Origin of the sequence: Streptomyces sp. NPDC018000, assembly GCF_044328025.1 — a bacterium.
Classification (GTDB): Bacteria; Actinomycetota; Actinomycetes; order Streptomycetales; family Streptomycetaceae; genus Streptomyces.
On the sequence record NZ_JBIRGM010000025.1, the window covers coordinates 46,991 to 61,138 of the forward strand.

At 68.3% G+C, this 14,148-nt stretch carries 14 protein-coding genes; 5 read left to right on the forward strand and 9 right to left on the reverse strand.

The annotated features are described in order from the left end of the window. Positions 1–54: 54 nt before the first annotated feature. Together ACH4EW_RS29095 and ACH4EW_RS29100 are read left to right on the forward strand one after the other, a co-directional pair. A complete protein-coding gene (locus tag ACH4EW_RS29095) occupies positions 55–945 on the forward strand; it encodes an RNA polymerase sigma-70 factor (protein WP_398261952.1) in 891 nt (296 codons plus the stop codon). Positions 946–1,252: 307 nt separating this feature from the next. Continuing rightward, positions 1,253–2,020: a GntR family transcriptional regulator gene (locus ACH4EW_RS29100; RefSeq protein ID WP_398261954.1), complete on the forward strand. Its 768-nt coding sequence runs from the start codon at positions 1,253–1,255 to the stop codon at positions 2,018–2,020. Positions 2,021–2,070: 50 nt separating this feature from the next. Here ACH4EW_RS29100 and ACH4EW_RS29105 read toward each other — a convergent pair whose 3' ends face one another. The 3 genes from ACH4EW_RS29105 to ACH4EW_RS29115 form a co-directional block, all read right to left on the reverse strand. Continuing rightward, positions 2,071–3,228, reverse strand: coding sequence for an ROK family protein (locus ACH4EW_RS29105; RefSeq protein WP_398261981.1), 1,158 nt, complete (start codon positions 3,226–3,228; stop codon positions 2,071–2,073). 101 nt (positions 3,229–3,329) lie between these two features. After that, complete coding sequence (locus tag ACH4EW_RS29110; RefSeq protein WP_398261956.1) at positions 3,330–3,980, reverse strand: response regulator; 651 nt, start codon at positions 3,978–3,980, stop codon at positions 3,330–3,332. Positions 3,981–3,984: 4 nt separating this feature from the next. Further along, a complete protein-coding gene (locus tag ACH4EW_RS29115) occupies positions 3,985–5,157 on the reverse strand; it encodes a histidine kinase (RefSeq protein WP_398261958.1) in 1,173 nt (390 codons plus the stop codon). Between the two features lie 108 nt (positions 5,158–5,265). Here ACH4EW_RS29115 and ACH4EW_RS29120 point away from each other — a divergent pair, with 108 nt between their 5' ends. From ACH4EW_RS29120 to ACH4EW_RS29130, 3 genes are all read left to right on the forward strand, one after another. After that, a complete protein-coding gene (locus tag ACH4EW_RS29120) occupies positions 5,266–6,204 on the forward strand; it encodes an ABC transporter ATP-binding protein (RefSeq protein ID WP_398261960.1) in 939 nt (312 codons plus the stop codon). A gap of 2 nt (positions 6,205–6,206) precedes the next feature. After that, positions 6,207–6,944: an ABC transporter permease gene (locus ACH4EW_RS29125; protein WP_398261962.1), complete on the forward strand. Its 738-nt coding sequence runs from the start codon at positions 6,207–6,209 to the stop codon at positions 6,942–6,944. Between the two features lie 99 nt (positions 6,945–7,043). Beyond that, complete coding sequence (locus ACH4EW_RS29130; protein WP_398261965.1) at positions 7,044–7,481, forward strand: hypothetical protein; 438 nt, start codon at positions 7,044–7,046, stop codon at positions 7,479–7,481. 395 nt (positions 7,482–7,876) lie between these two features. On the opposite strand, the gene mug is transcribed toward ACH4EW_RS29130, so the two are convergent. The 6 genes from mug to ACH4EW_RS29160 form a co-directional block, all read right to left on the reverse strand. Beyond that, a complete protein-coding gene (gene mug, locus ACH4EW_RS29135) occupies positions 7,877–8,440 on the reverse strand; it encodes a G/U mismatch-specific DNA glycosylase (protein WP_398261967.1) in 564 nt (187 codons plus the stop codon). A 19-nt stretch (positions 8,441–8,459) separates the two neighbouring features. After that, positions 8,460–9,902 carry an adenylosuccinate lyase gene (gene purB / locus ACH4EW_RS29140; RefSeq protein WP_398261969.1) on the reverse strand — a complete coding sequence of 481 codons (1,443 nt, stop codon included), beginning with the start codon at positions 9,900–9,902 and terminating at the stop codon, positions 8,460–8,462. A gap of 59 nt (positions 9,903–9,961) precedes the next feature. Beyond that, positions 9,962–10,810, reverse strand: coding sequence for an SGNH/GDSL hydrolase family protein (locus ACH4EW_RS29145; protein ID WP_398261971.1), 849 nt, complete (start codon positions 10,808–10,810; stop codon positions 9,962–9,964). Positions 10,811–10,998: 188 nt separating this feature from the next. Next, complete coding sequence (locus tag ACH4EW_RS29150) at positions 10,999–12,018, reverse strand: hemolysin family protein (protein WP_398261973.1); 1,020 nt, start codon at positions 12,016–12,018, stop codon at positions 10,999–11,001. Further along, a complete protein-coding gene (locus tag ACH4EW_RS29155; RefSeq protein ID WP_398261975.1) occupies positions 12,015–13,352 on the reverse strand; it encodes a hemolysin family protein in 1,338 nt (445 codons plus the stop codon). Before ACH4EW_RS29155 ends, ACH4EW_RS29150 begins: the two co-directional genes overlap by 4 nt. Before the next feature lie 171 nt (positions 13,353–13,523). Further along, on the reverse strand, positions 13,524–13,949 hold the full coding sequence (locus ACH4EW_RS29160; RefSeq protein WP_398261977.1) for a GNAT family N-acetyltransferase: 426 nt from the start codon (positions 13,947–13,949) through the stop codon (positions 13,524–13,526). Positions 13,950–14,148: the final 199 nt, after the last annotated feature.

Consider the following 14,148-nt stretch of genomic DNA (forward strand, 5'->3'; position numbering starts at 1 on the left):
GCCGGAGGGGGATACGTGCTGGACAGTCTGCGGAGTCTCGGCTGGGATGAAGGGGTGACAGCCGATACCGCTACCGCGACCGATGTGTTCGAGGACCACCGCCCCGTGCTCACCGGGGTTGCCTACCGCTTGCTGGGCAGGATCGCCGACGCCGAGGACGTGGTGCAGGAGGCATGGCTGCGCTGGTCGTCCGCATCACGTGAGGATGTGCGGGAGCCGCGCGCCTTTCTCGTAAGGATCACTACCCGTCTCGCCATCGACCGGTTGCGGCAGGTGCAGTCGCGGCGCGAGGCGTACGTCGGGCCGTGGCTGCCGGAGCCCCTCGTCACCGACTTCGGGCCGGCCGTGCCCGATATCGCGGAACAGGCAGTTCTCGCCGACTCTGTATCGCTCGCCGTGCTTGTCGTCCTCGAATCGCTGTCGCCGCTGGAGCGGGCCGTCTTCGTCCTGCGCGAGGTGTTCGGCTTTCCGTACGCCGAGATCGCCGCCACCCTGGATAGGACCGAGGCCGCGGTACGGCAGCTCGCGGGACGTGCGCGGCGCCATGTCGAGGAGCGCAAACCGCGCTACGACGTCGACCCGGCCCAGCGCCGTGACCTCACGGAGCGGTTCCTCGCCGCAGCGGCGGGCGGTGACATCGAGGAGTTGCTGGCCCTGCTCGCACCCGATGTGCGCCTCGTCGGCGACAGTGGCGGAAAGTCCAAGGCGCCGCTGCGGATCATCGAGAGCGCCGACAAGGTGGGCCGCTTCCTCTTCGCCGTGGCCCACGACCGGGCCACAGACCTCGACACCCGGTTCCTGGAGCTCAACGGTGCGCCGGCGCTTCTGATGCTCTCGGGCGGAAAGCCCGACACCGTCTTCCAGGTGGACGTCAAGGACGGACTCATTCAGTGCGTATATATCGTGCGCAATCCTGACAAACTCTCCAGCCTGGCCGACAAGTAGCCGGACTTCCCAGCCGCTGGGCGCACTCCCCATCGTCGCAAGTTCCTCCGGTTTCTCAGGGATCCCTCTGCCGTCCCTGCCCGCGAAGCCCCACGGCCTGCCCGGCCGTGTGGCCTTGCGTTGCGGGCGACTCGCCGCACCGCGAACGTCCCGTCAAAGCTCTGCGGCACAGGGCCGGTTCACTGCCTGACCGAAGGAGGATTGGTCTTGACCAAGGGTGCGTCCCGTCCTATCGTCTCAGCGTTAAGAGAGGGACCTTTAATAAATAATGTCGCGGAAAAGCCACTGGGCGATTGCGGAGGACAGGGTGGGGACCACGCAGTTGGAAACGGTGCAGGAGCCGAAGTACTGGCACCTCAAGACCGTGCTCAGCGAGGCACTCGACTCGGACTTTGAGGTGGGCGAGATCCTGCCCAACGAGCGCGAGCTCGCCGCCCGGTTCAAAGTCGCCCGAGCCACGCTCCGGCAGGCTCTGGAACAGCTCGAACTCGAAGGCAGACTGCAGCGCCGCCGCGGCGTCGGGACCACCGTCGCCCCGCCGCGCGTCGGGGTCGCCGTCTCCACCGCTCAGCGGGACTGGTCCGACGGCGGCGTCGGCGAGGCATGGCAGCCCGTGGACTGTACGAGGGCTGTCGCGCCGGCATCTGTGGTGGCCATGCTCGACGTGGACGGCGACGAGCCGGTGCACATCGTCCGCCGGATCCGGCTCACCCACGGACAGGCGGTCGCGGCGGAACTGCTGTACGTCCCGTCGTCGTCCGTGCCCGAACTCTCCGCGATCGACGCCCCGTCCGGGCCCGTCCGGGCCCGCAGCGTCCTGCGGGAACTGCACCGCCTCGGCCTCGACGGCCAGGACCGATCGGTGGAGCTCGGTTCGGCGCGCGTGGACGACGCCAAGGAGCTCGACCGGCTTCCCGGCGCCCCTGTTCTCGTCGTCACCACCCGCTATCTCGTGGCGGGCGGTACCGCCGCACTCTCCGTCGCCACCTACCGGGCCGACACCTGCCGGCTCACCTTCAGTGACTCGGGCGACCTGGAGATCGGCCCTCACGACCAGGAGCGCCAGGCCTCCTGAGCACGACCGACTGCGTCGGCCTTGCAGTGTCTGCGTACGGTCCGTCGCACTCAGCGGCGGGCCGTCACCGTTCCCTCCACTGCGAAGAGCTGCTCCTCGACATGGTCGAGAGCCAGCCGCAGAGCCCCCGTGGCCACCGCCGCCTCGCCGAGCAGCGACAGCGTGACCCGCGGCGGCCGAAGACAGCAGCGAGCCAGCTCACGGCGGAGCGGATCCAGGACACTGTCCAGCCCGGCGGCCCAGCCGCCGATCACCACAAGCTCGGGGTCCAGCGCCAGCACCAGCGCCGCGACGTCGTGCACCAGGCGCTGAACGAACCGCTCGACCGCCGCCTGCGCCCGGACGTCGCCATGCCGTGCCTCCGCGAACACGGCGGCGACCGCAGCCTCGTCCAATGGGTCCAATGGTGTGTCCGTCGAGGACAGAAGCTTCTCCGGCGTCGCCTCGCGGCCGAGGAGATGCAGCGCGCCGATCTCCCCCGCTGCACCGCCGAATCCGCGGTGCAGCCGCCCGCCGATCAGCGAACCGGCGCCCGGGCTCAGTCCGGCCAGGACGAACACGATGTTGTCGGACTCGGTGGCTGCACCCTTCCAGTGCTCCGCGACTGCCGCTGCATTGGCGTCGTTCTCCACGAGGACGGGGCAGCGGAAAGAGCGCCTCAGCCGCTCACCCAGCGCCAGACCCGTCCAGTCCGGCAGTGCGGTGCCCAGCCGTACGGTCCCGTCGGCCTCCACGATGCCCGGGCTGCCGACCCCGACCGCACGCAGACTGCTCCGGGCCACGCCCGTCCGCCGCAGGACGTCGGCGACCACGGCCCTGACCTTGTCGAGCCGGTCGTCGGCGCAGGCCGTCTCCGACACCTCGCGTGAGCTCGCGCCGATGATCCGGCCGTCCAGCCCAGACAGCAGTGCGGAGATCCGATGAGGGCCGATCTCGATGCCGAGCAGATGCCCGGCCTCGGTACGGAACCGGAACCGGCGGGCCGGCCGCCCTTGACGTCGGGCCTCACCCCCGTCGGGCACCGACTCGACGACCAGTCCGGCCTCGAAGAGCCCCTCCATGACGCCCTCGACCGTCGGCCGGGACAGACCCGTGATCCGGGTCAGGTCCGTGAGGGTGGGCGAGTCGGCGCCCCGGAGGGCGTGCAGTACCACCGCGGAATTGATCCGTCGCAGCAGCGACGGATCCCCACCGGTCAGCCGGCCCACGGTGTGTCCCTCCCAGCTCGTGCGCATGTCAGGCGGATGCTACTCGCTGCCCGGGTGCAGGGCGACTGCGGGCCGGAACGGGTATCCGGGGCCGGCGGCCCTCAGCTCGGAGTGACGAACCCCGACTCGTACGCTGCGATCACCGCTTGGGTACGGTCCCTCGCACCCAACTTGGCCAGTACGGCGCTGACATGGGTTTTCACCGTCTCGACACCGACCACGAGCTTGGCGGCGATCTCCGCGTTCGACAGGCCACGAGCCATCAGCCGGAGGACCGCAGCCTCACGCTCGGTCAGCGATGCCCGGTCCATGGCTGCCCGTGCCCTGCTCGTGCCGTACTCGGCGGCGAGTTGCCGGACGGCCGCCGGGAACAACAACGACTCGCCCGCTGCGACCAGGCGTACTGCGTGCACGATCTCGGTGGGCCGCGCACGCTTGAGGAGAAAACCGTCCGCTCCGGCGCGCAGCGCCTCGTACACGTACTCGTCGTTCTCGAATGTGGTGACCACCAGGATCTTCGGTGGCTCCGGCACAGTCCGCAACACCACCCGGGTCGCCTCGATGCCATCCATCAGCGGCATCCTGACATCCATGGCCACCACATCGGGGCGCAGCTGATGCAACAAAGGGATCACTGCGGCGCCGTCACCAGCCTCGCCCACCACCTCGATATCGGGCTGAGCCTCAAGAACTGCGCGCAGCCCCGCGCGGACGAGAGGTTCGTCATCGACCAGAAGAACAGTAATCGGCATCAGATCAGCCTAGGCCGTTCAATGGAAGACTTGCGTGTACCCTCCATTCGCCGTCGTACGGACCTGTCTTGGCCTTTCCGCCCAGCAGCGCGGCCCGCTCGCGGATGCCCCGCAGCCCACTCCCACCACCCGGCGTACCCGTCGAATCAGTGAGCGGATTGGTCACCTCCATCTCCAGTCGGCCGTTCGTGACGCTGATTCGCACCCGGACGGGAACCGCCCCGGAGTGACGGAGCACATTGGTGAGGGATTCCTGAAGGATGCGGTACCCCTCGCGGGAGACCGCCCCCGGAACCTGCTCCAGCGGACCGGACACGTCTGCATCGATCTTTGCCCCCGAACCGCGCGCGGAGTCGAGGAGGCGGTCCGCCTCCGCGAGCGTCGGCTGCTGCCCCACCGGTGTTCCCGATTCGCGCAGCACCCGCAGAACCCGCTCCAGATCGTCGAGCGCGTCCCTGCCGGTCTCCTCGATCGCGGTTAGTGCCCGCTCGGTGAACTCCGGGTCGTGAGCCGCCCGGGCAGCGCCCGCCTGCACGACAGCGACCGTCAACGCGTGCCCGATCGAGTCATGCAGTTCCCGTGCGATGCGATTGCGCTCCAGCAACTGCTCGGTGCGCTCCTCCAGAGCGGTCAAACGCTGCACCGGTGAGGGACCGAGGAGCCGACGGGCGGTCGCAGTGATCAGCTCTCCGCCCGCCGCGACCACGGCAAGCAGCACCAGGATGGGCAGAGGTGCCAGCAGCGCGTACCACCAGCGCGGCTCCACTCCGCGGACCAGCCAATCGCCGCTCGGGCCTGCCCCCGCTGCGGTAAGAACGAGGTCAACCGCGGTCGCCGGCAGCCACACCGTTGCGTACCAGACGCCGACGGCGAGCAGCAGGCGTATCTCCAGCCACAGCACTGTTCTCCAGCGATCCGCCCAGGAGCCCGCAGCGGTTGCGGAGATTGCGGCGCCGGGTCTGCCCCGCTCCGCAGGCGTGAGCAGGAGTTGGGCCTGAACCCCCTCGGCCAGCCGCATACCGGGCAACAACCCCACCGGCACAGCGAAGACCGCGGGTAACCACGGTGTGTCCATGGAGATGAACAGCCACACGCTGCAGACCGCTCCCGGGATGAGGAGATGTAGCCACCGGGTGTAGGTGACAGATGCGGCCAGCGGGCGAAGAAAGCGGAACATGCTGTCATCGTGTCAGTCCGCACGGGCCAGGCGGCTCCCCCGAGCGGGGGAGATGATCCCCACTTCCGGGGGAGGCCAGCCACCGGGCGCGACCGCGAGGCTGAGGACATGACCAGCATTGACGTCCATGACCTCACCAAGGAATACGGCACGACCCGCGCCGTGGACAACCTCACGTTCAGCGTGCGACCCGGCCGTGTCACCGGCTTCCTCGGCCCCAACGGCGCTGGTAAGTCCACCACCATGCGACTCGTTCTCGGCCTGGACCGGCCCAGCGGCGGCACGGCCACGATCGGTGGGCAGCCCTACGCCACGCTTGTTGATCCGCTGCGCCGGGTAGGTGCCCTGCTCGATGCCCAGGCTGCCCATGGCTCGCGCACCGCGCAGAACCACTTGCTGGCCCTAGCGGTCAGCAACGGCATGGGTGCGCGCAGAGTGGAGGAAGTCCTGGAGGAGACAGGCCTCGGCGCAGTCGGCGGAACGCGCATCAAGACGTTCTCACTCGGCATGCGGCAGCGGCTGGGCATAGCGGCCGCCCTGCTCGGTGACCCGGAGGTCGTGATGCTTGACGAACCGTCGAACGGGCTGGATCCGGAAGGCATCATCTGGATCCGCGAGCTGATGAAGCGGCTCGCCCGAGAGGGCCGCACGGTCCTGGTCTCCAGCCATCTGATGAACGAGACATCATCGTTCGCCGATCACCTGGTGGTCCTCGGCCGGGGCCGGCTCCTCGCCGACCTGCCGATGCAGGATTTCCTGGACTCCCGTAGCCGGCCCCGGGTGCGGTTGCGCACGACCGAATCCACTCGGCTGCGTGATGTCCTGATCCGTAAGGGATATGAGCCTGCGCAGGGCGACGACGGTCGTTGGACCGTCGAGAGTGCGAAGGCCGGGGAAATCGGTGCGATAGCCGCCGCCGAAGGCATTCCCATCCTTGAACTTGTCGACGAGCAGGCCACGTTGGAACAGGCCTACCTCGACCTCACCGCCGACGCCACGGAATTCGCTTCCGTGGCGACCTCATCCACCAACCGTCGGAAGGCCTGACCATGTCGACCACCGCAGTGCTGCGCTCCGAATGGATCAAGATCAGATCGGTGCGGTCCGTCGTTGGATCCTTGATAGCGGTCCTGCTCGTGACGCTTGCCATCACGGTGCTCGCATTCGCCACCGTCGGTCAGGCCGAGGCGGACAACGCGGACGCCGAGCCGCTCTTCGACGCCTTCTACGCATTGAACTTCGGCCAGATCGCGGCCATCAGCTTCGGGGCAACCGCGATCTCTTCCGAGTACCTCAACGGCGCCTTGCGGATATCGCTTGTTGCCGTGCCGCGTCGCAATCTCTTCTACGCGGCCAAGATGACGCTCGTCGGTGCGCCGGCTCTCGTCGTCGGCCTTGTCACCAGCTTCAGCGCCTTCACGGTGGGACAGATGTTCATGGGTGAGTACGCGATCGGCCTGGGGGAGCCGGGTGCCCTGAGGGCAGCCTTCGGCGGAGGGATATATCTGGCCCTGATGGCCCTGTTCGCAGCCGGATTGACGGTACTGCTCCGCAGCGCCGTGGCCGTGCTCAGCCTGCTCATTCCGTTCATCCTCATCGTCTCCTTCGTGATCGGTGATGTCGCTGGTGGTGCGGCACAATATCTGCCCGACCGAGCAGGACAGTTGGTGCTCCAGCAGAACCCCGAAGGCAGTCTTGGACCATGGAGCGGACTTGCAGTGGCGGCGGCGTGGGCGGCGGCCGCACTGCTGGCAGGCTGGTGGGCGATTCGGCGCAGGGACGTATAGCCCGCTGCCATGCCTTCGAAGAAGGGGCGAGACGGATGAAATCCCCTCACATCCCATGATGCGAGGCGGCTTGTCAGTGCCGGACGGTTTACTAGCCGCATGACCACCGCACACCACCTCCGCCTCATCGACGGAATGCGTACCCGGGACTTCCCCGCGGAGCGCATCCGGTCAGGCTCGGAAGTCAGCGGGCCCGGCTATCACACAGCGTTCCTGCATGCGGACATCGATCACTGGGACGGAGACGAGGTGGAGCGGCTTGAGCACCGTGCCCAGTGCCTCGCCGAGCATGACACGTTGCTGACGCTGCTCGCCGGTCGCTGGGGCAAGCCGCAGACGGTCAGTCTGTGGAGTGCGCAGGAGCGGATGATGGACGGTGAGGAGATTCCGGAGGCATGGGTCGAGACAGTTGCGGGCTGCGAGTACCTCCAGCTCTGGCGGATCGAGGACCGTTGGGTCGCCATGGGGCTCTACCTGGAAGAAGAAGGACCCGGTTGCGAGCTGAGCGTCGTAGTGACGGAGATTGATCCGCCGTGACGTGAGCAGGCTGCTGCCCGATGAGACGGAACGCGGCATCCGTCCGCCGTGTCCGGCCCGCGAGCCGCACCCTGCGGACGGGCCCTGTCACCAACCCTCCGCGATGGCCCCGTCGTCGCTCGCCGTGCTGGGCTGGCACCAGCCCGCTGCAACGGACCCGGCAGTCGCCAGCTGCGGCGGGCCCAACTTCCCCGTACTCGGACGGGCCCCGATCGTCGTGCCGACCGGCTGAGGGCCCTCTCGCCCGAAGGCTCCGGCCAATGAGGGACGGACCAGCCGCCGTCCCGACTCCCCATTCCGTGGTTGGTCACGGCCAAGGCGCGACGACAGCCACGCACACAACCATGACCAGGCGGCGGCCATCGGCGTCTCGCCGCCGCGCAGGCGCAGGGGTGTCAGGGCCCTTCGATGGTGATGGCGTCGCCGCATTCGAGGGAGGCGCGGAGGCGCCCGTACTCCTCCGCCATCGTCTGAGCGGTCCAGTGGGCGTTCAGGCCGCTGGGATTGGGGAGGGCCCAGACGCGGGCGCCGCCGATTGTGTGGTCCTGCGGACCGATCCGGGCGGTTCGTTTGCCGAAGGCGGTGCGGTACGCAGTGACCCCCACGACTGCCAGCCACTGAGGTCGCAGCTGCTCGACCTTGGCTTCCAGGATCCGTCCGCCCTCGCGGAACTCCTCGGTGGACAACTCATCCGCCCGTGCGGTGGCCCGGGCGACCACATTGGTGATGCCCAGGCCGTATTGCAGCAGTTCGGTCTGTTCTGCCGGCTTCAGCTGCCGAGGGGTGAAGCCGGACCGGTGGAGTACCGGCCAGAAGCGGTTGCCGGGGTGGGCGAAATGGTGGCCTGTTGCCCCTGTCATCAGGCTGGGGTTGATCCCGCAGAACAGAACACGCAGGCCGCCCGCGACCACATCGGGAACGGTGCGGTCGCGGGCGGCCCGGAGCTTTTCGGGAGTCATCCGGTTGCGGTGGTGGCCGTCAGAGGATGGAGCCCGGCGTGTATCCGGCGGCCTCGGGGTGCTGCTTGGTGATCTCCTCGATGCGGGAGATCAGGGCGGTGACCTGGTCTCCCGCCGCTCCCGTGAAGGAGAGCTTGTCGGCCATCAGCGCGTCCAGCTGTGCACGGTCCAGCGGGATGCGCTCGTCGGCGGCCAGCTTGTCGAGCAGCTCGTTGCGCTCGGCGCCCTGCTCACGCATGGCGAGGGCCGAGGCGACCGCGTTCTCCTTGATTGCCTCGTGGGCGACCTCACGGCCGACACCGGCGCGCACCGCACCCATCAGGACCTTGGTCGTGGCGAGGAACGGCAGGTAGCGGTCCAGCTCACGGGCGACGACGGCCGGGAACGCCCCGAACTCGTCCAGCACCGTCAGGAAGGTCTCCAGCAGACCGTCGAATGCGAAGAAGGCGTCGGGGAGCGCCACGCGACGGACCACGGAGCAGGACACATCGCCCTCGTTCCACTGGTCGCCGGCCAGTTCGCCGGTCATCGACGCGTAACCGCGCAGGATGACCATCAGGCCGTTGACGCGCTCGCAGGAGCGGGTGTTCATCTTGTGCGGCATCGCGGACGAGCCGACCTGACCTGGCTTGAAGCCCTCGGTCACCAGCTCGTGCCCGGCCATCAGACGGATCGTCTTGGCGACTGACGAGGGCGCGGCGGCCAACTGCACCAGTGCCGTCACCACGTCGTAGTCGAGCGAGCGCGGGTAGACCTGGCCGACCGACGTGAAGGCCTGCGCGAAACCGAGGTGCGCGGCGATGCGCTGCTCCAGCTCGGCGAGCTTTCCGGTGTCGCCGCCCAGTAGGTCGAGCATGTCCTGGGCCGTGCCCACGGGGCCCTTGATGCCCCGCAGGGGGTAGCGGCCCAGCAGGTCCTCGAGCCGCTCGTAGGCAACCAGGAGCTCGTCCGACGCGGTCGCGAAGCGCTTGCCGAGCGTGGTCGCCTGCGCGGCGACATTGTGGGAGCGGCCGGCCATGACCAGCTCGCGGTACTCGCCCGCCAGCTTGCCGAGCCGGGCCAGGACTGCCACCGTGCGGTCGCGCATCAGCTCCAGGGAGAGCCGGATCTGAAGCTGCTCGACGTTCTCGGTGAGGTCACGGGAGGTCATGCCCTTGTGGACCTGCTCATGACCGGCGAGGGCGTTGAACTCCTCGATCCGGGCCTTGACGTCGTGACGGGTGACCTTCTCGCGCTCGGCGATCGAGGCCAGGTCGACCTGGTCGACGACACGTTCGTAATCGGTGAGGGCACCGTCCGGCACCTCGATCCCGAGGTCCTTCTGAGCACGCAGCACCGCCAGCCACAGCCGGCGTTCCAGCTTCACCTTCTGCTCGGGGGACCAGAGGACGGCCAGCTCCGTGGAGGCGTAGCGGCCGGCCAGGACATTGGGGATGCGAGGCTTCGCAGACACAGCAGTCACGTGTCCAGATTCTACTGGCGGTTTGTGCAGGCCAGCGCCGCGGCCCGGTTTGTGGGTTGCTACGAGAGCGGGGTCGCATTCACCGGGAGCCACGTCGCCACCGGGCCGGGGTCGTGGGCATCCTCGGGAGTGACCCAGAACGCCCTCCCCAGTTCGGCGCTGTACTGGGCGCCTGTCCGCCCGTCCCCGGACGAGCGGCCGGTCAGGCGGCGCCCGATCCACGGCATCAGGTGACGGCGGGCGAAGCGGAGGTCGTCGACGCGTCGTACCGCCCATTTCGGAGGTACGGCGGCCGGGAGCGGCGTCCGCCAGTCGTTCTCCGGCGGCAGCCCCAGCGTTTGCCAGACTGCCTCCGCCACCCTGCGGTGCCCGTCGGCCGTCAGATGCAGCCGGTCGATGTCCCACAGGCGAGGATCGCCCAGGGCCGGCGCGCCGTACAGATCGACGACCGATGCTCCGTGGCGGGCCGCCAACTCGTCGACCAGGGAGAACAGCTCCTCCATCCGCGGACGGAAACGTTCCATCACCGGGCCGCTGCGACCGGGGCTGCGCATGAGCACAAGCTTCCTGCACGAGGGCGCGAGACGTTCCACGGCCTCTTCGAGCCGGTCGCGGACCATGCCCATGTCGCACTTGGGCCGCAGTGTGTCGTTCAGACCGCCGACCAGCGTGATGACATCGGCCTCCATGGCGGCGGCCGCATCAACCTGCTCGTCGACTATCTGGCCGATCAGTTTGCCCCGCACGGCGAGATTCGCGTAGCGGAATCCCGGAGTACGGGCCGCGAGCCGTCCGGCGAGGACATCGGCCCAGCCCCGGTACGAGCCGTCGGGCAGCAGGTCCGACATGCCCTCGGTGAACGAGTCGCCGACCGCGACAAGACTGGTGTAGGAGGCATTCATTTCCATGGCGGTGCGATCGTATCGCGGTGGAGTTCGGCCTCTCCCAGTTCGACCTCTCCCAGAAGGCGCCGGCCAGATACTGAGCGTGGCAGCGCGCTGTCGGCGGTCGCGCCCTCAGTTGCTCGGAGCCAGCCGCAGGCCGAACCCGGGCGCGGCCGAACCCGCACCTCGACCCAGCGGCCCCCGCCCACCGATCAGTGCGCCTGCGGCCGGCCCACCAGTTCGCGCAGCACATCCTCCATCGTGACCATTCCGGCCAGTCGATCGTCCTCGTCCAGAACCGCCGCCAGATGTGTGCGGCTGCGTCGCAGCGCGGTCAGCACGTCGTCGAGCGGTGTGGCGGCCCGCACCCGGGCGATCGGCCGCATCGCCGTCACGGGGAACGGTACATCGCGCGGTGTGGCGTCCAGGGCGTCCTTCACGTGGAGGTAGCCCAGGATCCGCTCCTCGCTGTCCATCACCGGGAAACGCGAGAAACCGGTCTCGTACGAGAGCTGTTCCAGCTGTTCCGGCGTTGTACCGATCCTCGCGTACATCACCCGCTCCACCGGCATCACCACATCCCGCACTGGGCGACGGCCCAGCTCAAGGGCGTGGTGCAGCCGCTCGGCCGCACGGTCGTCGACCAGCCCGGCGTCCCCGGCGTCCTTCACCAGCCGGGCCAGTTCGTCGTCGGAGAACGTGGCGGACACCTCGTCCTTCGTCTCCACCCGCAGGAGCTTCAGCAGCGCGTTGGCGAAGGCGTTGACGGTGAAGATCACCGGTCGCAGCGCCCTGGCGAGGGTCACCAGCGGCGGTCCGAGCAGCAGTGCTGCCCGTACGGGCTCGGCCAGGGCGATGTTCTTCGGCACCATCTCGCCGAGCAGCATGTGCAGATACGTCGCCACGGACAGCGCGATCACGAACGAGATCGGATGGATCAGTCCGTGCGGCACGCCCACCGCGTCGAAGGCGGGCTCCAGCAGATGCGCGATGGCCGGTTCGGCGACGATACCGAGGACCAGTGTGCAGAGGGTGATGCCGAGCTGTGCCGCCGCGAGCAGCGCCGATACGTGTTCGAGTCCCCAGATCACGCTTCGCGCCCGCCGGTTTCCGTTCTCGGCCTCCGGCTCTATCTGGCTGCGGCGTACGGAGATCAGCGCGAACTCTGCGGCGACGAAGAAGGAGTTGACGACCAGGGTCATCAGTCCGATGAAAAGCTGGACGACGGTCATCGTGCGTCCTCCGTCTGCTCGTCGTCGCCGGGCAGCGGCGCATGCAGCAGGGCTCGCGCGGCACGGCGCCCGGAGGCATCCACCACATCGACCCGCCAGCCAGCCAACTCGATCGAATCACCGACGGCAGGGATGCGGCCGACCTCGGTGGCGACAAGCCCGGCGAGTGTCTCGTACGGTCCGTCCGGCACCCGCAGTCCGATCCTCTTCAGCTGGTCGAGTCGGGCGGCGCCGTCGGCCGACCACAGGGTTCGTCCGTCAGCGTCCTCGCCCGCTGGTGCCAGGTCCGGCGTCTCGTGCGGGTCGTGCTCGTCGCGCACTTCGCCGACCACCTCCTCGACGATGTCCTCCAGAGTCACGACACCGGCCGTCCCGCCGTACTCGTCGATGACGACGGCCATGGCAAGCTTGCCGGACAGCCGGTCCAGGAGCCGGTCCACGGTGAGGGTCTCCGGTACGAGCAGCGGTTCGCGCAGCATCTGCGAGACGCGTGTACGGGGCCGCTGCTCGGCCGGGATGGCCAGCACGTCCTTGATATGCGCCACGCCAACGACAGTGTCCAGGCTGCCCCGGTAGACGGGGAAGCGGGACAGCCCGGTCGCCCGGGTGGCGTTCGCGACGTCCTCGGCGGTCGCCTGCACCTCAAGCGCGGTGACCTGCACCCGCGGGGTCATGACGTTCTCGGCCGTGAGTTCCGCCAGGTTGAGGGTGCGGACGAACAGTTCCGCGGTGTCCGCCTCCAGCGCGCCCGCCTTCGCCGAGTGCCGGGCCAGCGCCACCAGTTCCTGCGGGCTGCGGGCGGAGGCCAGCTCCTCGGCCGGTTCCAGGCCGAAGCGGCTCACGATCCGGTTTGCGGTGTTGTTGAGGTGGCTGATGAACGGGCGGAAGACGGCGGTGAAGGCCCGCTGCGGGGGCGCCACAGCCTTCGCCACGGCGAGTGGGGAGGAGATTGCCCAGTTCTTCGGGACGAGTTCGCCGACGACCATCAGGAACACGGTGGACAGCGCGGTTCCCAGGACTAGGGCCAGGGAGGACGCCACGCTGGGGGACAGGCCCACGGCCTCTACGGGACCGCGGATCAGCTTCGCGATGGATGGTTCGGAGAGCATGCCGACCACCAGGTTGGTGACGGTGATGCCGAGCTGTGCGCCGGAGAGCTGGAAAGTGAGGCTGCGTACGGCCTTCATGGCGCTCGCCGCGCCGCGCTCACCCCGCTCCACAGCTCGTTCGAGCTGACCGCGCTCGACGGTCGTCAGAGAGAATTCAGCCGCGACGAAGACGCCGCAGGCGAGCGAGAGCAATACCGCCACGAGCAGCAGAAGCACCTCGGTCATCGATTCACCTCCGTCCCATGATCGGGCAGGGGCAGGAGGACCGCTCGATGTCGGCGGTTTCTACTGGGAGGCTCGCCCATGGGCGGACGCTCACACCTTTCGGAAGAATCGGTCAGGAGACCATCCATCGTAAAGGATCAGCAAAGCGGTCCACCCTTTCGGGTGATCGCGTCAGTCTGTGAGGGGCTTTACCCAGCGCCGCCAGTGATCCTCGCGGTGGTAGCCACCCGCAGCCCACGTGTGATGTGCCCGTTCGTTGGTTTCCAGGACCATGGCGTCCACCCGTCGCCCGCCCAGAGAGGCGAATCGCTGTTCCGCTGCTTCCATCAAGGCGGTGGCGATGCCTTGCCGGCGGCAGTCCAGGTGTACGGCCAGCCGGTAGGCGGAGCATCGCCAACCATCGAAACCGGCTATGACGGTTCCCGCGAGAAATCCGTCACGCTCTGCGAGAAGCAGGGCCCCGGGATCTCGTGAGATGAGTCGCGCCACCCCGTCGTAGTCGTCGCTGATGCTCATTCCTTCCGCGGCTTCGCGCCAGAACTGCAACACGGCGTCGATATCTGTGAGGTTGGCGCAACGGATGTGGAGATCACTCATTGGGCGAGCCAAGCAGAGCGACAGCCTGTTCGGCGAGCGATTTGCGTGCGAAGGAATCGAGCGGGGGACGAGGTCTTGGGCCTGGGCGCGTACAGGCTTTGGCAGACCCGGCGGTCAGAGTTCCGCGTCAAGGATGTTCGGGAATGCTGTGCCGTTCGGGGGCCCGTCGGGTCGGGGCAGTGCCAGCTCGGCCCAGATG